Raw genomic sequence first — 24897 nt, 5'->3', positions numbered from 1 at the left:
GCGCCCACCCCGCGCGGAGAGCGGGCGGGGTCACGCGCCATCGTCGCCGGTGCCCGAGCTGCAGACGTACACGGTGGTCGGAGCATCCGTCGCGGGCGTGCAGTTCTGCTCCACCCACGCGCGGATCTGTGCCGAGGTCGTGCCCGTGGAGGAGGTGGCAGCACCGCTGCCGTTCGCCGCACCGAAGGCTCCCCCGCCCGGACCGCCGACGCGGTCCTGACCGCCGATGACGTACCGCAGCTGCCCGCTCTCGATTAGCGAGATGAACCGGTCGAGGGTCGGTGCCGCGTCCGTGCCGTTGAAGCCGCCGATCGGGAGGACGGATTCGCCGTCCGACGCCACGATGAGCTGCGCCGCAGTCTGCGCCCCGAAGGTCGCCGCGAGGTAGGTCGCCCCACCCCGGTTCGTCTCGAGCCACGACAGCAACGCGCTGGTGTCGCCGCCGAACCCGCCGAGCCCGCCGGTGCGGCCGTCGGCTCCGCCACCACCCCGGCCGTCTCGCGCGGCGCCGCCGGTGGGCGCCCCGGGGAAACGGCCGTATCCGCTCGCACCCGGTCCACCGTTCGGGGCTCCGGCGAATCCGCCCGCGGCAGGACCGCCGTTCGCCGCGCCGGCGAAGCCACTCCCGCCCGCCGCGGCGCCCCCGCGGCCGCCGAACCCCGACGCCATCTCGGACACCCCGCCGGCGACCGGGTTGATCGAGCTCGGGTGGGCGATCGTCACGGCCGACCACACCGTGGGAGTCAGAAGCAGCCCCACGAGCATCGCCGCGGTGGTCGCGATCCGCGTGCGGTGGCGGGTGAACAGCAGCGCGAGGGCGACGACCGCCGCGACGGCCTGCGCGAGCGCAACGGGGATACTGTACCCGCCCACGGAGAAGCCGATGGCGAGCGCGGTCACCGCGGCGACGGCCACGATCGTCGCGACGGGCCAGGTCTTCCCCGCCCGCCGACTCGCCGCGAGCGCGGTCGCCACGACGAGTCCGAGGGGAACGGCGAGGGCGGCCGTGTAGAACTGGTGCATTCCCGCGACGGTCGAGAACATCGCTCCGAAGGTGAGGGTCCACACCGTCAGCAACACGGTCAGGGGTCGGGGGAAGCGAAGGATCCACAGCACGACGAGCGCGATGAGGGCCGCGGGGATCAGCCAGGCGATCTGACCCGCCAGCTGCGCGTTGAACAGACGCAACACGCCGGGGCTGCCGGAGAAGGGCGGAGTGAACGACTCGTACGCGGAGCTGTCGTCCGTCGCACCGAAGCGGCCGAGTCCGTTGTACCCGAACACCATCTCCCACGGATCGTTGCCGAGGGTGCTGCCGATGTAGGGGCGGCTCCCCGCCGGGACCAGCGACACGATCACGACCCACCACAGCGACGCGACGGCACTGACGGCGCCCGCGGCGAGGAGGTGGCCGATCCGACGCCGCCACGGCTGCGCGGTGCACAGGTACGCCGCGACGAGCGCGGGCCACACCGCCCATGCTTCGAGCATGTAGAACTGGAACGACAGCCCGACCGCCGCCCCCGCGACGACCAACCACCCGAGACTGCGCGCCTGGACGGCTCGGACCGCCGCCCACGCCGTGATCGACAACCCCAGCACGAAGAACGACTCCGGCTGGTTCGAGCGTGCGACCGCGACGAGGATCGGCGTCACCGCGACGATCGCGCCCGCGAACAGACCCGCCCGCGTGCCCGCGAGGCGACGGGCCGTGACGGCGGTGATCAGCGCCGCACCGACGGCCGCGAGGGCGTTGGGGAGGATCACCGCCCACGCCGAGTAGCCGAACACCTTCACGAAGAGGGCCGGGATCCAGAACGACCCCGGGATCTTGTCGAGCGTGACGGTGCCCGCCGGGTCCATGGCCCCGAAGAAGAAGTTCGACCAGGACTGGCTCATCGACACCGCGATGGAGGCGTAATAGTCCGAGGGCGCGCCGTCCCACACCTGCCAGGCGGTCAGCACGAGCGCCAGGGTACCGATGGCGACGAGGCCCCACACCCAACCACCGCCACGCGGCGGCGGGGCCGTGGCGGTCCGGGCCATCGGGGTGTGCGGAATGGTGAGTGCGGCGGTCACCGGCGCATCGTAGGCATCCGACCACTAACCGACGCCCTGCGCTCCCTATGGACGAGCGATGGATGCCGCGATGCGGTGCATCACCGGGCGGTGACGCTGAGCCGGGGAGCGTTGGGCGCCGCCGTGGCCGCCATCTGCACGCCCACCCGTACGGTCTGCCCGGGGGCGAGCGCGCTGGCCCACCCGTCCCCACGGCACGTCACGGTGCTCGAACGGACGTCGCACGTCATGCCCCACGCGTTCGTCACCGCCGTCGCCCCCGGGGAGGACCACGACACCGTCCACGCCGTCACCGCGCCACCCGTTGCGGTGACCGTCAGCTCGGCGACGTACCCCTCGCCCCACGAGCTCTGCGGGATCCAGGTGGCCGCGATCGCGGCGGGAGCGGAGCTCACGGTCGGCTTCGGCGTCGCGGTCGGCTTCGGCGTGGACGTCGGCTTCGGCGTGGACGTCGGCTTCGGGGTCGGCGTGAACGTCGGCTTGGGGGTGGTCGTGGGCTTCGGCGTCGGCGACGCGGTCGGCTTCGGCGTTGCGGTCGACGTCGGCTTCGGCTTCGGCGTCACGGTCGGCTTCGGCGACGCGGTCGGCTTCGGCGTGACGGAGGGGGTGGGGGTCGGCTGCGCGACCGGCGTGAGGATGGGCTGGAGAGCCTTCAGCTTCGCCGCCTGCGGGGTACGCCAGTCGTCTGCCACGAGTCCGCCGGTGTCGCCGCTGTTGGGGTTGAACGACCAGTAGGCGTAGCTGATCCCGCGTTTGGCGATGTAGCCCACGAGCGTCGACAGCCAGGTCGCGTCGCTCGGGGTCTCCAACTTCGTGCCGAATTCACCGAGAAGGACGGGCGCGATGTTCTCTTTCGCGAGATAGCCCCAGTTGGCATCCCACAACGGCTCGAGATTCGCGGGGTAGCGCGGATCCGAGAACCACGACTGCGCGTGCACCGACGCCGGATAGTCGTGCGGCGAGTACACGACCTGGTTGGCGACCGACAGCGTCACCGGTGCGTTCCGGACGTCTTTGAGCCCGCCGCCCCACCAGGTGCTCGAGCCGTCGTTCTGCCGCTCGACGCCCTCGATGACGATCAGCAGACGCGGGTTGACCGCGAGGACGGCGTTCCCCGCCCGCGTCGCCGCCGCGCGCCAGTCGCGCGCGGGATCGCCGCAGTTCCAGCACGCCGGCCCGTGCGGTTCGTTGTGCAGGTCGACGCCGATGACGGTGGAATCGTTCTTGTAGCGCGCGGCGAGCATCGTCCAGTCGTCGATCCACCGCTTCTCCGAGTACTGCGCGGTGTACCAGAGCTCGCTCTGCGATCCCGAGTCGGGACGGTGGCGATCGAGGATGACCGAAAGTCCCCGCGCCTTCGCCCGCGCGATCACGGTGTCCAACAGCTGGAGCGGCGTCAGCTTGTCGAGCCCCGGGTTGACGTAGGCGTTGATCGAGGTCGTCGCGGACGCCGCCAAGCACTCCGTGGAGAACGGCAACCGAAGGGTGTTGAAGCCCATCCCGGCGATCGTCGTCAGCCCCTCGTCCAGTGAGATCGACCACAGCCCGTGCGGGGCGCAGTTCGACGTCTCCATGCCGAACCAAGCGGCGGCCTTGATCGTGTAGGGGCTGCCGGTGGACGTGATGATGGTCGATCCGCGGGTGGACAGCCATCCCGGCAGGCTCGCGGCCGAGGCCGCCGGCGCTGCCACCGCCCCGACCATCAGCAGCCCGGCGACCGACGCCACGGCGGCCGCACGCATCCACGCGCGCCGCACCCACGTCCGCTGTTCCGCCACATCTGCCCCTGCCCGTTCGGGTCATCGTAGCGGTCGCGAACGCCGCCGGGCATCGCCCCCACGCTCATCGCCCGTCGGCGGAGCGCGGCGAACGATGGGCCCGGTGCACGACGAGGGCGAGGTGCAGCGCCGCCAACACCTCCCCGTCATCGAGATCGACGCCCAGCACCCGCTCGGCGAGGTCGAGGCGCTGGTAGAACACCGAGCGCGAAACGTGCGCCGCCGCCGCCGCGGCGGTGCGATTGCCGGGGTGGGCCACGATCGCGGACAGCGCGGCGAGCAGGTCGCGACGCCGGGCGGGCGGGGCCGCCAGCACGGGGGCGAGGAGGAGCTCGCCGTGCTCGAGCAGGCGGTGATCCCCCCGCAGCGACGACACGAACCGGACGAGCGGATGCCGCACGACCCAGTGCACTTCGCCGTCGGGGAGATCGCCCACTTCGGCGAGGTCGAGCGCCTGCTCGAGGGAATCGAGCAGGGCGGGCACGGCCGCCTCGCCCGCCGCGCCGTCGACACGAGGACCGACCGACAGCCGGGGCGGCGACCCATCCCCGCGCAGGCGTGCGAGGAAGCGTTCGGCCGCGGCACCCGCGAAGGTCGCCGACGCGGGCACGGCCAGCAGGATCGGCATCCATCCCGCCGCCCGCTCGCTCGCTCCGCGGGGCGTCCCGCACAGCGCACGCCCGCCGAGGTCGGCCGCCGCAGCCTCGACGGCGGCGGCCGTGGAGCCGTCGGCCGCGAGGCCGATCAGCGCAGTATCGGTGAGGTCGACGCGCGCGGCCCCCAGCAGGGCGACGACCTCCTCGGCGGAACCGTAGCGTCCGCCCAGCAGCGCGTCCATCAGACGGCGGCGGCCGAGCCGCGCCCAGTCGTCACCGTCGGGATCGGCGAGGCGGCCGAGGGCGAGCGCGGTCGCACCCTGCTCGAGCACGGCCCGACGGCCGGCCGGATGCCCCGGGCCCGCGAGAGCGACGAGCGTCGCCCACCGGATGCCACGGGCCTCCACCGGCACGATCGAGCGGCCGTCGTCACCGTCGTCGCCGAAGCGGCGTGATCGCTCCTGCCAGTCGCTCAGGACCGCCGGCTCGGCGCCCGCGAGATCGGCGACGATCACTTCGTGCGCCAGAGATTCCAACACGACGGGCGCGCGCAGCGTGTGGGCGAGCCGCTCCACGACGTAGTCGGCGGGGGCGCCGCGCAGGGCGAGGGAGGTGAAGAGGGTGCGGACGTCGTCGCGGGCGCGCAGGGCCGCCGTCTGGTCGTCGATGATGCGCCGATGCACCTGCTCGGTCACGGCGACGAACTTGATCTCGCGATGGAGCGCGACCAGGGCGAGTCCCGCGGCCGCCGCGGCCTCGACCACGACGGCGGGCACGTAGCGGTAGTGCGCGCCGAGCTCGATGACGATCCCGACCAGGCCCGCGCGCACGAACTCGGCCACCAGGGTCCGCAGGTCCGCCGGTTCCGCGGGCCACGCCGACGCCGTCGTCAGGAGCAGCTCCCCGCCCTCGAGGAGGCGCGCCGCGCTCGGGCTGTCCGAGACGTGCACCCACCGCACGGGCGTCGACAGCGCCCCGCCGCCGACGAGGACCTCGGGCGCCCCGGCGGCGAGCGCGGAAGACTCCAGCACCTCGCCGAGGGTGGGCAACCCTCGGTCCCCCGGGGTCTCCCCGGCATCCGGACGATCTGTCCGGGAGCGCTCATCTTCGCGACGATCAGCCATGCGCGCTCGCCCCTTCCGTGCCGCAGAATCGGCAGTGAACACCCTACGGCGCCCCCGGTCGATCTGTCCGGACGACCGAGAATCTCGAGGAGGATCCGCATGACCGTCATCCACCACCACATCAACGGTGCCGCCCACGGCGCCGCGGAGCGCACGGGCGATGTCTTCGACCCCTCCACGGGTCGCGTGCAGGCCCAGGTCGCCTTCGCCTCGACCGCCGAGGTCGACGAGGCCATCGCCGCCGCGAAGGCGGCGCTGCCCGGGTGGCGGGCGACGAGCCTCATCAAGCGCGCCGACGTGTTCTTCCGGCTCCGCCACCTCCTCGTCGAGCGCACCGACGAACTCGCCGCCATCATCACCGCGGAGCACGGCAAGGTGCTCTCGGATGCCAAGGGCGAGATCAGCCGCGGCATCGAGAACGTCGAGTTCGCCGCCGGGCTCGTGCACCTGCTCAAGGGCGAGCACGCCGAGCAGGTCAGCCGCGGCGTCGACGTGCACTCGGTCAAGCAGCCCGTCGGCGTCGTCGCTGCGATCACTCCGTTCAACTTCCCGGTGATGGTGCCGCTGTGGATGACCGCCTCGGCCATCGCCTGTGGCAACACGGTCGTGCTCAAGCCCAGCGAGAAAGACCCCTCGGCGTCGATCTTCCTGGCGAAGCTGTTCGAGGAGGCGGGCCTCCCCGCCGGTGTCCTCAACGTCGTGCACGGCGACAAGGTGGCCGTGGACGCGCTGCTGGACTCCCCCGACGTCCGCGCGGTGAGCTTCGTCGGCTCCACCCCGATCGCGAGGTCGATCTACTCGCGTGCGGCCGAGAACGGTAAGCGCGTGCAGGCCCTCGGCGGCGCGAAGAACCACATGGTCGTCATGCCCGACGCCGACCTCGACTCGGCCGCCGACGCCGCCGTCTCGGCCGCGTACGGCTCGGCCGGCGAGCGCTGCATGGCCGTCTCGGTGCTCGTCGCGGTGGGCGATGACGTGGCCGACGCGCTTGTGGAGAAGGTCGCCTCCCGCATCGAGGGCCTCAAGATCGGCCCCGGAACGGATGCCGCGAGCGAGATGGGTCCGCTCATCACGCGCGCGCACCGGGACAAGGTGGCCTCGTACGTGACCGGCGCAGCGTCCGAGGGTGCCGAGGTCGTCGTCGACGGGACGACGCAGCAGTTCGACGGCGACGGATTCTTCATCGGGGTCTCGCTCGTGGACCGCGTCGCCCCGGGCATGAAGGTGTACGACGACGAGATCTTCGGCCCCGTCCTCTCGGTCGTCCGGGTGGCGAGCTACGACGAGGCCGTCGACCTCATCAACACGAGCCCCTTCGCCAACGGCACCGCGGTGTTCACGCGCGACGGCGGCACCGCACGCCAGTTCGAGTTCGACATCGAGGTGGGTATGGTCGGCGTGAACGTGCCGATCCCCGTCCCCGTCGGCGCATTCTCCTTCGGCGGCTGGCGCAACTCGCTCTTCGGCGACTCGCACATCTACGGCCCCGAGTCGATCCACTTCTACACGCGCAGCAAGGTCGTCACCACCCGGTGGCCCGACCCCAGCGAGAGCCAGATCAGCCTCGGTTTCCCGAGCAACCACTGAGTCCGCGGCATCCGAAGGAGACACCATGACCATCACCGACCCCGCCGCCGAGGCGCAGGTCCGCGCCGACGATCGCGCGCACGTCTTCCACTCCTGGAGCGCCCAGGCCCTCATCGACCCGCTCCCCGTCGCCGGCGGCGGGGGCGCGACCTTCTGGGACTACTCCGGCAACCGCTACCTCGACTTCGCATCGCAGCTGGTGAACCTGAACCTCGGCCACCAGCACCCCGACCTCGTCGAGGCGATCCAGCGACAGGCGGGCGAGCTCGCCACGATCCAGCCCGCGATGGCCAACGGCACGCGGGGCGAACTGGCCCGCCTCATCTCCGAGGTCGCTCCCGCCGGCATGTCGAAGGTGTTCTTCACCAACGGCGGGGCGGATGCCAACGAGAACGCCGTCCGTATGGCGCGCCTGGTCACCGGCAAGCGCAAGGTACTGGCGATGTACCGCAGCTACCACGGCAACACCTCGACGGCGATCACCCTCACCGGTGACCCGCGCCGCTGGGCCAACGAGCCGGCCGACGCCTCGGTCGTGCACTTCTTCGGCCCGTACGCCTACCGCTCGGCGTTCCACTCCGCCTCCGAGGAGGAGGAGACCGCCCGCGCTCTCGAGCACCTCGAGCAGACGATCATCCTCGAGGGGGCTTCGACGATCGGAGCGATCATCCTCGAGACCGTCGTCGGCACCAACGGCGTGCTCGTGCCCCCGCCCGGCTATCTGCCGGGTGTGCGCGCCCTGTGCGACAAGTACGGCATCGTCTACATCGCCGACGAGGTCATGGTGGGCTTCGGCCGCATCGGAGAGTGGTTCGCGGTCGACGCGTTCGACGTCGTCCCCGACCTCATCACCTTCGCCAAGGGCATCAACTCCGGCTACGTGCCGCTGGGCGGAGTGGTGATCTCGGATGCCATCGCCAGCCACTTCGACACTGTGACCTTCCCCGGCGGCCTGACGTACTCGGGCCACCCGCTGGCCTGCGCCCCCGGGATCGCGACGTTCGAGGTGTTCCGCCGCGACGGGATCCTCGAGCGGGTGCGCGACCTCGGCGAGCGCGTCGTCGGCCCGCGTCTGCGGGAGATGACCGAGAAGCACCCGTCGATCGGCGAGGTGCGCGGTCGCGGGCTGTTCTGGGCGATCGAGCTCGTGCGCGACCGCGAGACGCGCGAACCCCTCGTGCCGTTCAACGCCGCCGGGGCGGACGCCGCCCCCATGGCCGCGTTCGCCGCGGCGTGCAAGAAGGCCGGCCTGTGGCCCTTCACGCACTTCAACCGTGTGCACGTCGCCCCGCCGCTCGTCATCACCGAGGACGAGCTCGTCCGCGGCCTCGACATCATCGACGAGGCACTGACCGTCGCCGACGAGGCGGCCACGGCGTGAAGACGTTGAGCAATGTGGTGGACGGGGTGGCGACCCCGTCCACCGGGCGGATGCTCGATCTGGTGAGCCCCGTCACGGGCGAGGTCTACGGCCAGGCGCCCTGCTCGACCGCCGGGGAGGTGGATGCCGCTTTCCAGGCGGCATCCCGGGCCTTTGCGTCGTGGCGGCTGACGACACCGGCGGCGCGACAGCTCGCGCTGTTCCGGCTCGCCGACGCCCTCGCCGAGCATGCCGAGGAGTTCGCCGACCTGGAATCGCAGGACACGGGCAAGCCGCGCGCGTCGCTCGTGGCCGACGAGATCGATCAATCGGTCGACCAGCTGCGGTTCTTCGCCGGGGCCGCGCGCGATCTCGACGGCCGGGCCGCGGCGGAGTACGCCGAGGGATTCACGTCGTACGTGCGCCGCGAGCCGATCGGCGTCGTCGCGCAGGTCACGCCGTGGAACTATCCGCTGAACATGGCGATCTGGAAGATCGCCCCGGCGATCGCGGCGGGGAACACGGTGGTGCTCAAGCCCAGCGAGACGACGCCGCAGACCACGGTGCGGCTGGCGGAGCTGGCCGCCGGGATCCTGCCGCCGGGAGTGCTCAACGTCGTCCTGGGCGACCGCGAGACCGGGCGCGCGCTCGTCGAGCACCCGACGCCGCAGCTCGTGGCGATCACGGGCTCGGTGCGCGCGGGCATGCAGGTCGCAGAGTCCGCGGCGCGGCAGGTCAAGCGCGTCCACCTCGAACTCGGCGGCAAGGCACCGGCGATCGTCTTCGCGGACGCCGACCTGGATGCCGCGGCGTCCGGGATCGCGCAGGCGGCGTTCTTCAACGCCGGGCAGGACTGCACGGCCGCGACCCGCGTGCTCGTGCACTCCTCACTGCACGACGAGTTCGTGGAGCGCCTCGTGGCATACGTCGCCGAGCACGTGCGCGTGGGTGCACCGGACGACCCGGGCGCGTTCTTCGGTCCGGTCAACAACCTCGACCAGCTGGCGCGCGTGCAGGGGTTCGTCGACCGACTGCCCGCGCACGCGCGGGTCGCGACCGGGGGCGTGCGCGTCGGCGACACCGGCTGCTTCTTCGCCCCGACCATCGTCACCGGGCTGCGGCAGGACGACGAGCTCGTGCAGCAGGAGGTCTTCGGCCCCGTCCTGGCGGTGCAGTCGTTCGACGACGACGCGGAGGCCCTGGACATGGCCAACGACGTGCCGTACGCCCTCGCGGCATCCGTCTGGACCCGCGAGCACGGACGCGCGATGCGCTTCAGCCGCGACCTCGACTTCGGGTGCGTGTGGATCAACGCGCACATCCCGTTCGTGTCGGACATGCCGCACGGCGGGTTCAAGCACTCCGGGTACGGCAAAGACCTGTCGGTCTACGGCTTCGAGGACTACACGCGCCTCAAGCACGTGATGTCGAGCCTGGCCTGACGCTCCTCAGGCGCCGGGCGTTCCCGCCTCGTCGGGGGCGTCCGGCGCCTGCTGCTGCCCGGCTGCCGGTGCGTCCCGAAGAGCCGCAACGCGCCGCGCGTGGTCCACGGCGCCCTCGAACCCGGCATCCGGGTCGTCCATCAGGGCACGCGTCGCCAGCGCGTGGACGCGGACGTCCTCGTCGTCGGACTCGGATGCCGCATCGACGGCGGGACGCGCCTCGTCCCCCACCATCACGAGCGCGCGGCTGAGGCTGCGCCGCGTCTCGATGTCGCCCTGGCCGAGATGGTGCGCGAGCGCGACGGCGAGCGAGGCCCGCTCGGCATCCGGCACGAGTCCCGCCGCCGCCCGCCAGGCGGCGCGCGCGACGGCGGTCTCCTCGTCGTGGAGGAGCGCCGGGGTGATCGCCGACCAGGTGTCCGGGTCGCCGATCTTCGACAGCGTGTGCAGACCCTGGCTCCGCGCCTGCGGGAAGGGCGATCCCAGCTCCCGCACCACAGCCGGGACGACGCGCCCGGCGTCGTGGCGCGTCAGCGCCCACGTGAGCATGTCGCGGACGAAGAAATCGGGCTCGACCGCGCACCGGTCCACCAGCACGTCGATGAAGAGGTCGTTCGGGCGGGTGCCGGCATCCATCGCCCCGCGCAGACGCTCGGAGGCATCCGTGCGTTCCAGGGCCGCGCGCAGACCCGCCGTGATGTCGCCGTCCGTCATGCCCGACCCTTCCGTTCGTCGCCCCGCCCAGCTTGACATGCTGCGGGCGGCTGGAGCCCGTCGCGGGCGCAAGCGCGCGAGAACGACGGTTTCCGCGTTGTTACGGGTCGGTGAATGTCAAATCCACCATTGAAACGGCTGGTGAACGACTGATACCGTCGCCCCATCATGAGCATCTCCACGGAACGACGTCCGGTTCTCGACAGCGTGTCGAAAGCCATCGTCGAGCAACTCCAGGAGGACGGCCGCCGCTCCTACGCCGAGATCGGCAAGGCGGTCGGCCTCAGCGAGACCGCCACGCGCCAACGCGTGCAGAAGCTGCAGGACGCCGGTGTCCTGCAGATCGTGGCGGTCACCGACCCGCTCCAGCTCGGCTTCGCCCGCCAGGCGATGATCGGCGTCCGCGTATCGGGTGACACCCGTGTGATCGCGGCCGAGATGGCGGAACTCCCGGGCGTGACCTACGTCGTCTCCACGGCGGGATCGTTCGATCTTCTCGTCGAGGTCGTCTGCGAGAGCGACGACGACCTCATCGACCTGCTCAACGATCGCATCCGGTCGCTGCCCGACGTCGTGGCCACCGAGACGTTCGTGTACTTGAAACTCCACCGACAGCTCTACAACTGGGGAACGCGATGACGCTTCACGAAATCGACCTGCAGTCCGATCTTCAGGCGAAGGCCCGCGACCACCTCTGGATGCACTTCGCCCGCCAGTCCGTGATGACCGAGGGTCCGGGCGTCCCCATCATCGTCAAGGGTGAGGGACACCACATCTGGGATGCCGCGGGCAAGCGGTACATCGACGGTCTCTCGGGCCTCTTCGTCGTCAACGCCGGCCACGGACGTCGCCGTATCGCGCAGGCCGCGGCGAAGCAGGCCGAGGAGCTGGCGTTCTTCCCGTTGTGGTCCTACGCCCACCCGGCGGCGATCGAGCTCGCCGACCGCATCGCGCACCTCGCCCCCGGCGACCTCAACCACGTGTTCTTCTCCACCGGCGGCGGCGAGGCGGTCGAGACGGCGTTCAAGCTCGCCAAGCAGTACTGGAAGACGCAGGGCAAGCCCAGCAAGCACAAGGTGATCTCGCGGGCGATCGCCTACCACGGCACCACGCAGGGTGCGCTCGCCATCACGGGCCTGCCGGTGATGAAGCACATGTTCGAGCCGGTCACCCCGGGCGGTTTCCGCGTGCCGAACACGAACTACTACCGCGCCGAGGAGTCCGGCTTCGGCGGCGGAAGCCCCGAGGAGTTCGGACTGTGGGCGGCCGACCGGATCGAGCAGATGATCCAGTTCGAGGGTCCCGAGACCGTCGCGGCGGTCTTCCTCGAGCCCGTGCAGAACGCCGGCGGCTGCTTCCCCGCCCCGGCCGGCTACTTCCAGCGGGTTCGTGAGATCTGCGACAAGTACGACGTGCTGCTCGTCAGCGACGAGGTCATCTGCGCCTTCGGCCGCCTCGGCTACTACTTCGGCGCCGAGGCCTACGACTACCAGCCCGACATGATCACGTTCGCCAAGGCCGTCACCAGCGGGTATTCGCCGCTCGGCGGCACCATCGTCAGCGACCGCGTCTACGAGCCGTTCGCGCACGGCGACGCCTCGTTCCCCCACGGTTACACCTTCGGCGGCCACCCGGTCTCGTCGGCCGTGGCGATGGAGAACCTCGACGTGTTCGAGGAGGAGGGGCTGCTGGAGAACGTGCGCGCGAACTCCCCCGTCTTCCGCTCGACGCTCGAGAAGCTGCTCGACCTCCCGATCGTCGGCGACGTGCGCGGCGACGGGTACTTCTTCGGGATCGAACTCGTCAAGGACAAGGTCACCAAGGAGACCTTCGACGACGACGAGTCCGAGCGCCTGCTGCGCGGTTTCCTCTCCAAGGCGCTCTTCGACGCCGGCCTCTACTGCCGCGCCGACGACCGGGGCGACCCCGTCATCCAGCTCGCCCCGCCACTGACGATCGGCCCGTCCGAGTTCGACGAGATCGAGCAGATCCTGCGCTCGACGCTCACCGAAGCCTGGACGCGCCTCTGACGCGGAAGCGGATGCCACCCCACCCCGGCGGCATCCGCTTCTTCGTCCCCCGCTCCCACCCCGAGCGGTGCACCCGAAGCTCCACCCGACATCACTCGCCCCGGTCGGATCCGCCCGATCCCGACCCGCCCCTCTAGGAGAAGCCACGAACGAGAACATCGGTGCCGCCGTGTCGGCACCCTCTGCCTCGGGCGCGAAGCTCGCCCGCACCCTGGGACTCTGGTCCATCGTGGGTCTGGGTCTCGGCTACATGACCCCCACCGTCGTGTTCGACACCTTCGGTCTCGTCGCCGACGGCACCAACAACGTCGTGCCTGCCGCTTACGCGGTCGCGCTCGTCGTGCTGATCTTCACCGCCATCAGCTACGGCAAGATGGTGCGCGTCATCCCGAGCGCGGGGTCGGCGTACACGTACGCCCGCGAGTCGATCCACCCCGGCGTCGGTTTCGTCGTCGGGTGGACCGCCCTCATCGACTACATGCTCCTGCCGATGGTCAACGCCCTCATCCTCCGCAGCTACATGGAGGCGCTCTTCCCCGACGTCCCGGGCTGGATCTGGGTCGTCGTCTTCACGGCCGGAGTTACCGGCGTCATCTACCTGACGATGCGCGGCACCTCGAATGTCAACATGGTCCTGCTGGTGTTCTCGATCCTCGTCATGGCGGTGTTCGTCGTGATGGTCGTGGTGCAGCTCGTCGGCGGCGCGGGGGCCGGCACGGCCGTGTCGATCGCGCCCTTCGCCCACAGCGAGGTGCAGTTCGGCGCGGTCCTGGCCGGCGCCACGATCGTGTGCTTCTCCTTCATCGGCTTCGACGCGGTGTCGATGTACTCCGAGGAGGCCAAGACGCCGAAGATCATGCCCCGCGCGATCCTGCTGACGCTCGTGGCCGGCGGCGTGATCTTCCTCGTCGCGTCGTACTTCACACAGCTGCGCTTCCCCGATTCCGCGGCCTTCCCGCCCGAGGCGATCGAGAACAGCACGCTGCCCGAGATCGGCGTCCAGGTCGGCGGCCCGGTGCTCCAGGCGGTCCTCACCGCCGCCGGCTTCGCGGCGACCCTCGCGTCGTGGCTCGCCTCGCACGCCTCGGTCTCGCGCATGCTCATGGTGATGGGGCGCAACAGCGTGCTCCCCCGCCGCATCTTCGGCTACATCAACCCGAAGACGCACACCCCGACGATCTCCATCATCATCGTCGGCGTGGTGAGCCTGCTCGCGATCGCCTTCACCCTCGAACAGATCGCGGCGTACATCAACTACGGCGCGCTCATCGCCTTCACGTTCGTGAACATCTCGGTGATCGCGTGGTTCGCGATCCGCAAGGGTCTGCGCAAGACGCCGGGCGACATCTTCCGGTACATCGTGATGCCCGCGATCGGCATGCTGCTCACGGGCCTGCTGTGGGTGAACCTCGACACGCACGCGCTCGTCGGCGGTCTCATCTGGACCGGCCTCGGCGTGGTGTACCTCGTCATCCTCACCCGCGGCTTCCGGCGCCCGATCGCGTCGTTCGACGAGAACCAGCCGGTCACGGGCGTCAACAAGACCGTCCCCGGCCCGCGCTCGGAGGTCTGACCCGCACCATCGAGGCCGCGGCATCCCTCGCCCCACGGGAGGGATGCCGCGGCTTCGCCGTTCCGCCGCCCGCACCGGGTCGAACTCCGGAGTTCCTGCTCCGACAGGCGCCCGCGCCGCGGCCTTCGGGTACCGGCAGCGACTTTCTCCGGAGTTCGGCTCGCCCCACCCGCGGGCCGGCGCGGGGAGGTCGGCCCGCGGGCTCGCGGTGACGACCGCGGGATCGGTGCCCGCCCCGGCTCGTCGGTAAACTCGAGCCAGTGACCACCACCCGCGCCGAAGCCGCTTACCTGCGCTCGGTCACGGCGTTCAAGAACCCGATGCTCGACCTGCTGCACGGGCGGTTCGCACCGTTCGTCGTGGCCGTGCTGTCGAACGTGTTCTCGCCCGACCGCCCCGCGGTCGCGGTCGCCGACGCCCACGTCGAGGTCGCCGAGGCGATCGACGAACTGCGCGCCGCCGGGTACGACACCGAGGACGACCGGCGCATCCCCGCCGGCTCGGCGCGCGACATCTGCCGCGGCTGGGTGCGGGTCGGGTGGCTGAGCCTGCAGATCGAGGACGACGTCGAGGTGTACCGCCTCTCCGCGCACGCGGTGGGCGCGCTCGAGATCGCCGGACGCGCCGGCGGAGGCCGTGCCCGCGTCTCACGGTCCCGCGTGCGGACGCTGCTCGATGCCGTCGAGCGCCTGGCCCGCGACGCCGAGACCGATCCCGACCGGCGACGCGAGGCTCTGCTCGCGGAGCGAGCAGCCCTGGATGCCGAGATCGCGGCGCTCGAGGACGGCGTCGTCGAGCCGCCCGATGACGAGCACCTGCTGGAGGAGGCGGAGAACGTCATCCATCTCGCCCGCGAGCTGCCGGCCGATTTCTCGCGGGTCGCGGAGTCGATCGTGTCGATGCAGCGCGACGTCGTCGCCGAGTTGCGCCGTGATGCCCGCCCGACCGGCGACGTGCTCCGCGAGTACCTCGAACGCGGGCGCCACGTCATGCAGTCCACGCCCGAGGGTCGGGCCTTCCAGGGCGCGCTGCGCCTGATCGGCGACCCCGAGCACATCGACGACCTCACCGATCAGCTGCACGCCGTGCTCACCCAGCCCTTCGCGCGCCTGATGACCCCCGAGCAGCGCGGAGAGCTGGATGCCATCGCCCGCCGCGTCGAGGCGGGTGTGCTCGAGGTGCTCACCGCTCAGCGGCGGGCGTCGCACGTCATCACCGTGCAGGTGAAGACCCACGACCCGATCCGCGACCGCCAGGTCGACGACCTGCTGCGGTCGGTGATGGCGGGGCTCCATCGCTGGAGCCAGACCAAGACCCCCGGACGGGTCGAGCCGGTGCGCACGCTGCCCCTCGCCGACATCGGCCACCTGCGCCGGTCGCTGAGCGATGTGCGCCCGCCCGGCGCTCCCGAGCCGCTGTCGACCGACGCCGCCGATGTCGAGTTCGTCGACGCCGACACGCGGGCCTGGGGCGGCCCGCACTACGCCGAGCTCGAACGCTATGTCGAGACCCTCGGCGCGCGTTTCGACCTCGCGGCGGCCTTCGCCGGAGCCGACGAACACACCCGACGCCCGGTCGACCTCGTCGGACTCCTCGAGATCGCCCATCGGGGCGGCCTCACCGAGAGCGACGAGGTCTCGGTGGTCGAGGCCGTCCGCCCCGACGGGACCACCCGCCGCTTCGCCTTCACGGCGGTCACCGCCGTCCGCCCGACAGAAACGGATGCCGATGCCTGACGTCGACACGTCCGCCCCCGCCGTGCCCGCGCCGGGCGACGACACCCCCGCCTTCATCGCGCCCGTGGCGATGGAGAACGACCCCGACGCCCTGTTCGCCGGGGACCGCGGCATCCTGGACGCCGACGTGCGACGGGTGCTCGTGCGGGTCCTCCAGCGGCGGTTCCTGCTGGCCGAGAGCTCCCCCGCCGAGTGGAAGCTGCTGCTCGAGCACCAGCAGATGATCGAGTCGCGCCTCAACGACCTCTTCGTGCGACTCGTCGTCGACCACGATCGCGGCGTCGCGTACAAGGAGCAGGTCCGCAGCGACGAGGTCGACGTGCCGATCCTGCTGAAGGACGAGGCCTACTCGCGGGCCGAGACGCTCGTACTGGTGTACCTGCGGACCGTGTTCCAGCGCGAGACCACCGCGGGTGCGCCGTCTGCTCGCGTCGACGTGGAAGAGGTCGAGCAGACCGTGCTGACCTACTTCGCCGAGACCGACGGCACGCGCGCGAGCCAGCAGCGCGCCGTGCGTACGGCGATCGCGCGCCTGGACCGCGAGGGCATCATCGAGGAGGATTCCGAGGGCCGCTACCGCATCGGTCCGCTCATCGAGATCGTCCTGAGCGCCGAGGTGCTGCGCGATCTCCAGCGGTGGCTGGACGAGCAGACGGCGGATGCCACGACCGCGCCGTCCGACGTCGTCGAGGCCGTGGCATCCGGGACCATCCACGAGGAGCAGGACGCATGACGATGCTCGAGACGTTGTTCGGCCTGATCCCCGCCGCGTCACGCGGGCAGCAGTGGGTGGCCGAGGAACTGCAGCTGATCAACTGGGGCGGATACGACGGGGAGCACCGCGTCCGCTTCGCGCCCACCGCGACGCTCCTGTGCGGTGGATCGGGTTCGGGCAAGTCGACGCTCATGGACGCCTACGTCGCGCTCATGATGCCCCACACGACGCCGTTCAACGGCGCCTCCAACGGCGCGGTGGTCGGCCGCCCGCGCGGCCAGGAGCAGCGCAACATCCTCTCGTACGGACGCGGCAAGCTCGACGAATCGCGCACCGACGAGGGCACGAAGGTGCGGGTGCTCCGCGGCGACGGCACCGATACGTGGACGGCCATCGCGATGACGTGGCTCGACCACGACGGCGCCCGGTTCACCGCGGTGCGGGCGTGGTACTTCCCCGCGGCCGCGCGCGTGCTCGACGATGCCGTCAAGGTGCGCGGCACGATCCATGGCGGGTTCGACCTCCGCGCGCTCGAGCGGGCGGCGGCGCAGCACCTGTCCGACTCCGCGGTCCGCGCGACCGGCCTCGACACCCTCGCCACCGACCGCGAGTTCTCCGCACGCCTGCACGCGGTGCTCGGCATCGGGGCTGCCGGCGCCGGAGCGAAGGCCATGAGCCTGCTCGCGCGCATCCAGGCCGGCCAGCAGATCACGACCGTCGACGACCTCTACAAGCGCATGGTCCTCGAGGAGCCCGAGACCCTCGCGACCGCCGAGGCCGTCGTCACGCACTTCGACGGGCTGGAGAGCACCCGCACACGCATGCTCGAGGCACGCCAGCAGGTGCGGGCACTGCAGCCGATCCGCACCATCACGAGCCGCATCGACGACGCGGCCGAACGGATGCGGATCATCGAGGGGCTCGGTCGCTTCGGCGAACCGACCTCGCGCGCGTCGCTGTGGCGCGCGCAACGCCGCATCGACCTGCTCGGCGCCGTCGAGGACGAGCTGCGCGAACGCACCCACGCCACCGACGCGCTCGTTCGCGAGCGCCAGGCGCTGGCCGACGCGGCCGAGGCGGAGCGCGAGGGGCTGGGCGACGTGCTGCGCGCGGCCGGCGGCGACCGGCTCGAGGCCGCGCAGCGCGAACTGCGCGGACTCGAACGTCGCCGCTCGGGCATGCAGCGCGACCGCGACCGGTTCGATGCCGCGCTCGCCGTCCTCGACACCGAGGCGACGAACGCGAAGCAGTTCGCGGCGCTCGTCGACGATGCCCGCCGCACGCTCTCCGACGCGGATGCCAAGAGCGCCGTCCGCGACGCCTTCGTCACCGCCAGCAGCCGACACACAGCGCTGCGCCAGCAGCTCGCGACACTCGAAGCGGAGCACCGTCGCACGCAGACGCGCGACGACAACATCCCTCCCCGCCTCCACGAGGCGCGCGAGGCCCTGGCCGAAGCGGCCGGCCTCACGGCCGCGGAGCTGCCGTTCGTCGCCGAGCTCGTCGACGTGCGCACCGAGTTCGAACCGTGGCGCGGGGCGTTCACGCTCGCGCTCGGAGGCTTCGCCACGACGCTCCTCGTGGATGCCGCGCACCTGGCATCCTTCCGCGCGGCCATCGACGGCGTCCGACTGTCGGAACGCCTGCGATTCGAGGGCGTGACCACGGGTCTCCCCGAACGCACCGGCCTCGACCCCGCGACGCTCCCCGGCCGCCTCGACTACCGGATCTCGCCCTTCACGGGCTGGCTGCAGGACCGCCTGGAGCAGCAGTTCGCGTTCGTCTGCGTGGATGCCGCGCGCGAGCTGTCGCAGCACCGGATGGCCCTCACCATCTCGGGGCAGAGCAGCCAGGGGGCGCGCGGAGCGCACGGCGGCTCGGCACGGCAGAGCATCCTCGGGTTCTCCAGCCGCGTCCGCCTGACCGAGCTCGGCGAGGAGATCCGCGGCGTTCGTGGCGAGCTCGATCGGGCGAAGACCGCCGTCGACGAGGCGGCCGCCGCCCTCGACGCGTTCGACGACCGCCGGAGCGCTCTCGAGAAGATCGCCGATCTGACCTGGGACCAGGTGGACACGGCATCCGTCGACCGCGAGATCGAACGCTGGACCGAGACGCTCACCGAGATCACGGCCGGCAACCCCCGCATCGCCGAGCTCCAGGAGCAGATCTCCGGCACGCGTTCCCGTGCCGCGCGGCTGCGCGAGGAGATCGGCAGCGCCAAGGCCGAGCAGCAGCGCCTCGCCGCCCGCTGGGCGGAGATCACCGACGAGGTCGACGCGGCGCACGTGCGCCTCGAGGATGCCGAGGACGCGGGTCTCACGCTCACCGACGACGAGAGCGCCTACCTCGACGCGCTGTTCGTGGCGCCCGCCGGCGAGGACCAGAACCCGTCGCAACGCCTCGCGCGATTCGACGCGGCGCTGGAGTCCGCGTCCAAGCGGCTCCTGGAAGACCAGCGCAGCGCGCAGGAGACGTGGAGCGAGCAGCGCGAGAGCCTGCGGCGCACGCTCACGGCGTTCCTCGACCGGTGGCCGAGCCCGAACCTGCTCGCCGACCCCGACGAGTCGCTCGGCGATTTCGAGCGGATCCTCGCCGACCTCGAGGCGAGCGGGCTGCACGAGCTCGAGGCCGAGTGGCGCGACAGCCTGCTGCGGCTCTCCGGCAACGACCTCACGAACCTCGACTCCTCACTCACCCGAGCCCTGCGAGAGATCCGCGACCGCATCGCACCGATCAACGACATCATGCGCGACCTGCCGTTCTACGACGACGAGCACCGCCTGCAGATCGTCCCGCGCGAGAGCCAGTCCGAGGTGCGGCGCCGGTTCCGCCGCGAGCTGCGCGACGTGCGCGCGGCGATCGACGCGGCCGCAAGCGACGAGGAACGCGAGGCGGTGTACGGCCGGATGGCACGGCTCATCGGCCGCATCCGCCCGACCGCACCCGACTTCGCCGACCTCATCGACGTCCGCAATCACGTGCGCGTGAGCGCCGAGCGCTTCCGCGCGGCGACCGGCGAACACGTCGCGCTCTACGACCACATCGGCGAGAAGTCCGGCGGTGAGTCGCAGGAGCTCATCGCGTTCATCGTCGGCGCGGCTCTGCGCTACCAGCTGGGGGATGCCGGAGCCGAGCGCCCGCGCTATGCCCCGGTGTTCCTCGACGAGGCGCTCATCAAGGCCGACGCGCACTTCACCAAGCGCGCGATCGGTGCGTGGCGCGGCCTCGGGTTCCAGCTCGTCATCGGCGCGCCGAACGACAAGTACAGCGCCATCGAGCCGCACGTCGACGTCGAGTACGACATCCTCAAGGACACCCGCGGCCGCTCGTGGGCGAAGGCGAAGGTGGCGCTGCCCGCGGAAGTCTGAGGCCCCCCGGGCGGGTCACGACGGGATCGCCTCGGCGCTCCCGTCATCCGGGCCCGTCTCGACGGCGGCAGGCGCGCCTCCGGACGTGGATCCTGCCTCGATGACGGCACCCACGGTCGCCGCCGGACGAGCGGTCCGGTCGACGGCGAACGTGAAGACGTCCGGCCGCGCGTAGTGACCGACGGGGTCGGCGAACACCTTCGCGATGTCGATGGCATCCAGGTCGAGGTCGGCGACGGCCAGACCCTCGTGCGCCGGGTCGAGCGGGTCGCTCAGGAGCGACCCGTCCGGGCCGTAGATCCCCGCCGCACCTCCGCCGGCGAAACCGGGGACGTTGTTCATGACGCCGTTGGCCATGACGACGAACACACTGCCTTCCATCGCGTAGGTGCGGCTCATCGCGATCGACGCCTCCGCCGACAACTGCGCGAGCTGATCGCCGAACGGCGGCCATGCGCCCACGTGGATCTGCTCGTGCTGGGCGTACATGCTGAACTTCAGGAGGGGCTGCAGGTGCTCCCAGCAGTTCAGCGCCCCGAGCCGCCCGAGTGGGGTGTCGATCACCTGCAGGCCTGATCCGTCCCCCTCGCCGAAGAGCGTGCGTTCGACGAACGTCGGCTTCAGCTTGCGACGGTGCAGAAGCACGTCGCCGTCGGGCCCGACGATGAGCTGCGCCATGTACAGCGATCCGTGGTCGCGTTCGCTGAGGCCGAGCACGACGGTGGTGCCGTGTGCCCGTGCCGCGTCGCGGATGCGCGCGATCTCCGGACCGTCGATCCGCGGCGAGTTCGCGCGGTAGGCGTTCACGAGGGGGATCTGTTCGACCGGCGGCATCCCCCACAGGAAAAGGGGGTACCCGGGGAGCCAGGTCTCCGGGAACGCGACGAGGTCGACACCCTCGGTGGCTGCCTGCGCGATGATCTCCACGGTCTTGGTGGTCGTCGCGTCGAGGTCGAACCAGATCGGCTCCGCCTGAACGGCGGCGGCACGAACACGGGTCATGAGGTCTCCTTCCGGACCGCCGGGGTCGGGTCCCCGCCGGCGACAGGAACGCTACGGCCGCGCCCGAGCCGGCCGGGAGGCCGAGCCCGCGGGAAAGCTGGCATTTTCCGCAGGATGCCGGCCACGCAACACGACCGTTACGTCGGCGTCGTCCCCGTCCGTGGTTCCGACGCCGTTCGACAACACGCGGGAAACCGTTCCTCGCGACAATGGAGGGATGGTGACGGCGCAGCCCACGTCGACCGAGCAATGGCAACGACTGGCCTCGGAGATCTTCGTGCCGTTGCGCGTGTCCGGCGACGCTTCGCAACCGCGCATCCGTGTCGACTACGAGAGCGTCTCGGACGTCGCGTACTCGCGGGTGCGTTCGACCAGCGGCGAGGTCGTCCGCGCGGAGGAGCTGATCGATTCGGCGGACTCCGGGATCGCGCTGTTCTCGCTCCAGCTGCGCGGCATCGGCAGGGTGACCCAGCGGGGCCGGGCGACGGTGGCCCGTCCCGCTTCCGGCGTGCTGTATCTCGCGGACGCGCCGTACCGCCTCGATTTCCCCGGAGACAGCGACATCCTGGTCGTCAAAGCCCCCGTCTCCGCACTGGGCTTGTCCGCGGGTCGGCTCCGCGACGCGGTCGCCGCCCCACTGCGCGGGGACGGCACGTTGGGCTTGCTCGCGCGCATCCTCGGTTCGTCCCTCGCCGGTCGAGGGCTGCTCCCCTCCCCCGCCGAGACCGCACGGGTGAGCGTCGAGCTCCTGCGGGAGGTGTTCACGGGACAGGTCGGCGCGCCCGTGCGCGCCCGGGCCCGGTCGCACGCGGCCGTCCGGGCGGAGGCGCGCGACCGTATCCGGAGCCGCATCGCCGACGCGGAGCTGCGCGTCGGCACGCTCGCGGAGGCCGCGGGGGTGTCGGAACGCACGATCCACGCGGCCTTCGCGGAAGTGGGCAGCAGTCCCGCGGCCGAGATCCGCCGCGCGCGCCTCGACCTTTCGCGCAGCCTGTTGGAGACGACGAGGATGCCTGTGGTCGAAATCGCGCTCGCCTGCGGGTTCACGGACCCCACGTCGTTCACGCGCGCGTTCCGTCGGCAGTGGCAGCATTCGCCGGCCGCTCATCGCGCCCTCGCCAGGGACAGCCGACCGTAGCGGGCCGGACAGCGCACCCGGATCCGCGCAGTCTCACGCCGCGATCGTTGCGCGGTCGCTCGGCACGCGAGTTCGGTCCACCTCCCGGGCGGACGGGGCCGGCACATCGAGGGCGCTTCCCAGGCGCAGTCCACCCAGGTGCGGCTCTGCAACGAGACGGGCGGCGATCGATCGGACGAGGACGACCGTCGAGACCGCCCCGGTGCGCTCGGGCGCGAGCGCACGCTCGACGGCGGCGAGCAGCGCATTCAGGCGCGGGTCGTGGCATCGACCGTCATCGGCGCCGATCCACTCGCACAGATCAAGAAGAGTCCACTCCGGAGCGATTGGACTTTCAAACCGGTCGCTTCCTCGGTTTTCAGGGATCATTGGACCAGAATGCCGCTCAGCCTCGACATCGCAAAAGGTCCACTTGGCACCACGTGGACCCGGCGAGATCGAGACTCCGTCGCCCACAGCGCGACAGAGAGGATCCGCCTCATCGTGCCGGCCTCGGGCGCGGCGGTGATTCCCTGATACCGACGACTACCCGCGCACGCCCTGAGCGAACGCGACGTCGGGAATTCTCCGCGCGCTCTCTACGCTGTGAGGTGAGGGCGCGGCGGAAGGCGGTTGGGATGCAAGGACTCGAGGTCACGGTTCTGCTCGGGCTGGCGATGCTCGTGGGTACGGTGCTGGCCCCGCGGCTGCGCGTCGCGACGCCGCTCGTCCTGCTCGTGATCGGGCTCGCGCTGGGGTTCGTGCCGGAGCTGCGGCAGATCGAGCTCCCGCCCGAAACGGTCCTGCTGCTGTTCCTCCCCGTGCTCCTGTTCCGCGAGGCGTGGACGACCTCGTTGCGCTCGGTGCGCCGGTCTCTGCGGTACATCGTGCCGATGAGCACTCTCCTCGTCGTGGCATCCGCCTTCGCCGTCGCGGGCGTGGCGACCTGGATGGGCGTGCCGTGGGAGGCGGCACTGGTGCTCGGTGCGGCGGTCGCTCCCCCGGATGCCACCGCCGTCGCAGCGCTCGGACGACTTCTTCCCGAGCGCACGTTCATGAAGCTGAAGGCCGAGAGCCTCACCAACGACGGAACGGCCCTCGTCCTGTACTCGATCGCCGTATCGCTCCTCATCGGCGACCAGGTCACCCCGTGGCAGATCACCGGCATGGTGCTCCTGTCGTACCTCGGCGGCGCGGCCGCGGGCGTCGCTGTCGCGGCGCTGGCGTACCTGGCGCTGCGCCGCATGGAGTCGACGCTGACGATCAACCTCACGCTCGCGCTCGTGCCGTTCGTGGCGTTCCTCCTCGCCGAGATCGCACACGCCTCCGGCGTGCTCGCCGTCGTGTTCGCGGGGCTGATCGTCGCGTGGATCGCCCCGCGCATCACGACAGCCATGTCGCGGAGAGCCGCGGATGCCACCTGGCCCTTCGGCGTCTACCTCCTCAACGGCGCGCTGTTCGTGCTCATCGGCCTGGAGATACAGCTCGTGCTGCACGAGATTTCGCCCTCTGAGATCGGCATCCTGCTGCTCATCACGGTGGCGGCATGGATCGTGCTCGCGATCGTGCGCTACCTGTTCCAGTGGCTCTTCTCGCCGTTCTCGCGCCCCGGTCCCGGCTCCTCCCGTTCGCTGCGACATCGCTCCCGCGTGGTGAGCACGGTCGCGGGGTTCCGCGGCGCCGTGTCGCTCGCGATCGCGCTCTCGGTTCCCCTCACCACGGCCGACGGAACTCCCGTGGCCGGGCGCGACGCCGTCGTGTTCATCACCGCCGGCGTGATCGTCTTGACCCTGCTCGTGCAGGGTCCGCTCCTTCCCGTCGTGATCCGCTGGGCGAAGCTTCCCGCCGACGACGCCGCGGTCGAGGAGTTCGAGCTCGCCCAACGGGCGATCACCGGCGCGGCCCTCGTGGCCCTCGACGACCTCGCCGCCGAGCACGGCGTCAGCGATGCCGTGAAGGATCGCGCACGGCAGGAGGGGTACGAGCGCCTCGAACTGGCGAACGCCCGCGCCGTGGCGCGCCAGCGCGCCGCCGAGGAGCGCGACCGCGACGACGACGACACGATGGATGCCGGGGGCGACGATGCGGCGTCGCGCATGGGGCCGATCCCACCCGCCGCCGACGGCGACGACGACGGCCGGCGTCCCGTGGGGCAGTTGGAGATGATCGCGGTGAGCGACGACATCGACATCACTCAACGGTCGCCGCTCATCCGGCATCGCGAGGCCACGCGGCTTCGCCTGGCGATCCTCGACCGCAAGCGCGAGGTGCTGCTGCGGCTGCGGCGTGAGGGCACGATCGACGACCTCGTCGCCCGTCGTATCCTCGCCGACCTCGACATCGAGGAGATCCGCGCCCGCGGCATGGACCGCGCCGCCGACTGACGCGGCGTCCGGCTCCGCCCTCCCCCGTGACCGAGGCGACGCCTAGGCTGGCGCCATGAGCGAGCCCACGCGAGAGCAGTTGGAAGCGTCCGACAAGGTCGAGAAGCGCACGATCGGCGGCGAGATCCGCTACTACCTGAAGGACATCAAGGCGCACTGGCCCGTCGTCGTCGAGCAGCACCCCGACGCCGCGGGCCACGAGGCATGGTGGACGGCGGATGGGAAGTTCCACGCCACGCACGCGCAGCTGCGCCGGGATGCCATGGTCGGCGGCATCGTCTGACGACGGGCC

At 71.2% G+C, this 24897-nt stretch carries 18 protein-coding genes; 12 read left to right on the top strand and 6 right to left on the bottom strand.

The features are described 5' to 3' along the window. Positions 1–30: 30 nt before the first annotated feature. The 3 genes from ABC271_RS07090 to ABC271_RS07080 all read right to left on the bottom strand — a co-directional run bounded on the left by ABC271_RS07090 (position 31) and on the right by ABC271_RS07080 (position 5577). Complete coding sequence (locus tag ABC271_RS07090) at positions 31–2079, bottom strand: ArnT family glycosyltransferase (protein ID WP_412924192.1); 2049 nt, start codon at positions 2077–2079, stop codon at positions 31–33. An 80-nt stretch (positions 2080–2159) separates the two neighbouring features. Beyond that, positions 2160–3857 carry a cellulase family glycosylhydrolase gene (locus tag ABC271_RS07085; RefSeq protein ID WP_412924191.1) on the bottom strand — a complete coding sequence of 566 codons (1698 nt, stop codon included), beginning with the start codon at positions 3855–3857 and terminating at the stop codon, positions 2160–2162. Positions 3858–3921: 64 nt separating this feature from the next. Then, complete coding sequence (locus ABC271_RS07080; RefSeq protein WP_412924190.1) at positions 3922–5577, bottom strand: PucR family transcriptional regulator ligand-binding domain-containing protein; 1656 nt, start codon at positions 5575–5577, stop codon at positions 3922–3924. A gap of 99 nt (positions 5578–5676) precedes the next feature. Between ABC271_RS07080 and ABC271_RS07075 the strand changes: the two genes are divergently transcribed. From ABC271_RS07075 to ABC271_RS07065, 3 genes are read left to right on the top strand one after another with little or no spacing between them, the layout of a single operon-like run. Further along, positions 5677–7164 carry a CoA-acylating methylmalonate-semialdehyde dehydrogenase gene (locus ABC271_RS07075; protein WP_412924189.1) on the top strand — a complete coding sequence of 496 codons (1488 nt, stop codon included), beginning with the start codon at positions 5677–5679 and terminating at the stop codon, positions 7162–7164. 25 nt (positions 7165–7189) lie between these two features. Next, positions 7190–8545, top strand: a complete 1356-nt coding sequence (locus ABC271_RS07070) for an aspartate aminotransferase family protein (protein ID WP_412924188.1) — start codon at positions 7190–7192, stop codon at positions 8543–8545. Beyond that, positions 8542–9966, top strand: coding sequence for a gamma-aminobutyraldehyde dehydrogenase (locus ABC271_RS07065; RefSeq protein WP_412924187.1), 1425 nt, complete (start codon positions 8542–8544; stop codon positions 9964–9966). Before ABC271_RS07070 ends, ABC271_RS07065 begins: the two co-directional genes overlap by 4 nt. Before the next feature lie 6 nt (positions 9967–9972). Here ABC271_RS07065 and ABC271_RS07060 read toward each other — a convergent pair whose 3' ends face one another. After that, positions 9973–10680: a HEAT repeat domain-containing protein gene (locus tag ABC271_RS07060; RefSeq protein WP_412924186.1), complete on the bottom strand. Its 708-nt coding sequence runs from the start codon at positions 10678–10680 to the stop codon at positions 9973–9975. Positions 10681–10848: 168 nt separating this feature from the next. On the opposite strand from ABC271_RS07060, the gene ABC271_RS07055 reads away from it, so the two are divergent. From ABC271_RS07055 to ABC271_RS07030, 6 genes are all read left to right on the top strand, one after another. Continuing rightward, positions 10849–11319 carry an Lrp/AsnC family transcriptional regulator gene (locus ABC271_RS07055; protein WP_412924185.1) on the top strand — a complete coding sequence of 157 codons (471 nt, stop codon included), beginning with the start codon at positions 10849–10851 and terminating at the stop codon, positions 11317–11319. Further along, on the top strand, positions 11316–12710 hold the full coding sequence (locus ABC271_RS07050; RefSeq protein ID WP_412924184.1) for an aspartate aminotransferase family protein: 1395 nt from the start codon (positions 11316–11318) through the stop codon (positions 12708–12710). Before ABC271_RS07055 ends, ABC271_RS07050 begins: the two co-directional genes overlap by 4 nt. Positions 12711–12879: 169 nt before the next feature. Next, complete coding sequence (locus tag ABC271_RS07045) at positions 12880–14283, top strand: APC family permease (RefSeq protein WP_412924182.1); 1404 nt, start codon at positions 12880–12882, stop codon at positions 14281–14283. Between the two features lie 260 nt (positions 14284–14543). After that, positions 14544–16019: a DUF3375 domain-containing protein gene (locus ABC271_RS07040; protein ID WP_412924181.1), complete on the top strand. Its 1476-nt coding sequence runs from the start codon at positions 14544–14546 to the stop codon at positions 16017–16019. Further along, the gene (locus tag ABC271_RS07035; RefSeq protein ID WP_412924180.1) at positions 16012–16752 is read left to right on the top strand and encodes a DUF4194 domain-containing protein; all 741 of its coding nucleotides are present in this window, start codon (positions 16012–16014) and stop codon (positions 16750–16752) included. The genes ABC271_RS07040 and ABC271_RS07035 overlap by 8 nt, the downstream gene beginning before the upstream one ends. Continuing rightward, a complete protein-coding gene (locus ABC271_RS07030; RefSeq protein ID WP_412924179.1) occupies positions 16749–20102 on the top strand; it encodes an ATP-binding protein in 3354 nt (1117 codons plus the stop codon). Before ABC271_RS07035 ends, ABC271_RS07030 begins: the two co-directional genes overlap by 4 nt. 15 nt (positions 20103–20117) lie before the next feature. Here the strand turns inward: ABC271_RS07030 and ABC271_RS07025 are convergent, their stop codons facing one another. Beyond that, positions 20118–21104 carry a carbon-nitrogen hydrolase family protein gene (locus ABC271_RS07025; protein ID WP_412924178.1) on the bottom strand — a complete coding sequence of 329 codons (987 nt, stop codon included), beginning with the start codon at positions 21102–21104 and terminating at the stop codon, positions 20118–20120. 217 nt (positions 21105–21321) lie between these two features. Here ABC271_RS07025 and ABC271_RS07020 point away from each other — a divergent pair, with 217 nt between their 5' ends. Continuing rightward, positions 21322–22242: a helix-turn-helix domain-containing protein gene (locus ABC271_RS07020; protein ID WP_412924177.1), complete on the top strand. Its 921-nt coding sequence runs from the start codon at positions 21322–21324 to the stop codon at positions 22240–22242. A 33-nt stretch (positions 22243–22275) separates the two neighbouring features. Here the strand turns inward: ABC271_RS07020 and ABC271_RS07015 are convergent, their stop codons facing one another. Continuing rightward, the gene (locus ABC271_RS07015; protein ID WP_412924176.1) at positions 22276–22611 is read right to left on the bottom strand and encodes a hypothetical protein; all 336 of its coding nucleotides are present in this window, start codon (positions 22609–22611) and stop codon (positions 22276–22278) included. Between the two features lie 248 nt (positions 22612–22859). On the opposite strand from ABC271_RS07015, the gene ABC271_RS07010 reads away from it, so the two are divergent. Both ABC271_RS07010 and ABC271_RS07005 read left to right on the top strand, forming a co-directional pair. Beyond that, positions 22860–24605: a Na+/H+ antiporter gene (locus ABC271_RS07010; RefSeq protein ID WP_412924175.1), complete on the top strand. Its 1746-nt coding sequence runs from the start codon at positions 22860–22862 to the stop codon at positions 24603–24605. Between the two features lie 55 nt (positions 24606–24660). Next, the gene (locus ABC271_RS07005; protein ID WP_412924174.1) at positions 24661–24888 is read left to right on the top strand and encodes a hypothetical protein; all 228 of its coding nucleotides are present in this window, start codon (positions 24661–24663) and stop codon (positions 24886–24888) included. Positions 24889–24897: the final 9 nt, after the last annotated feature.

The organism is Microbacterium canaveralium (genome assembly GCF_047238045.1).
Taxonomy (GTDB): domain Bacteria; phylum Actinomycetota; class Actinomycetes; order Actinomycetales; family Microbacteriaceae; genus Microbacterium.
The sequence above is the reverse complement of the archived record's forward strand: the minus strand, read 5'-3'. Positions and strand labels throughout refer to the sequence as shown.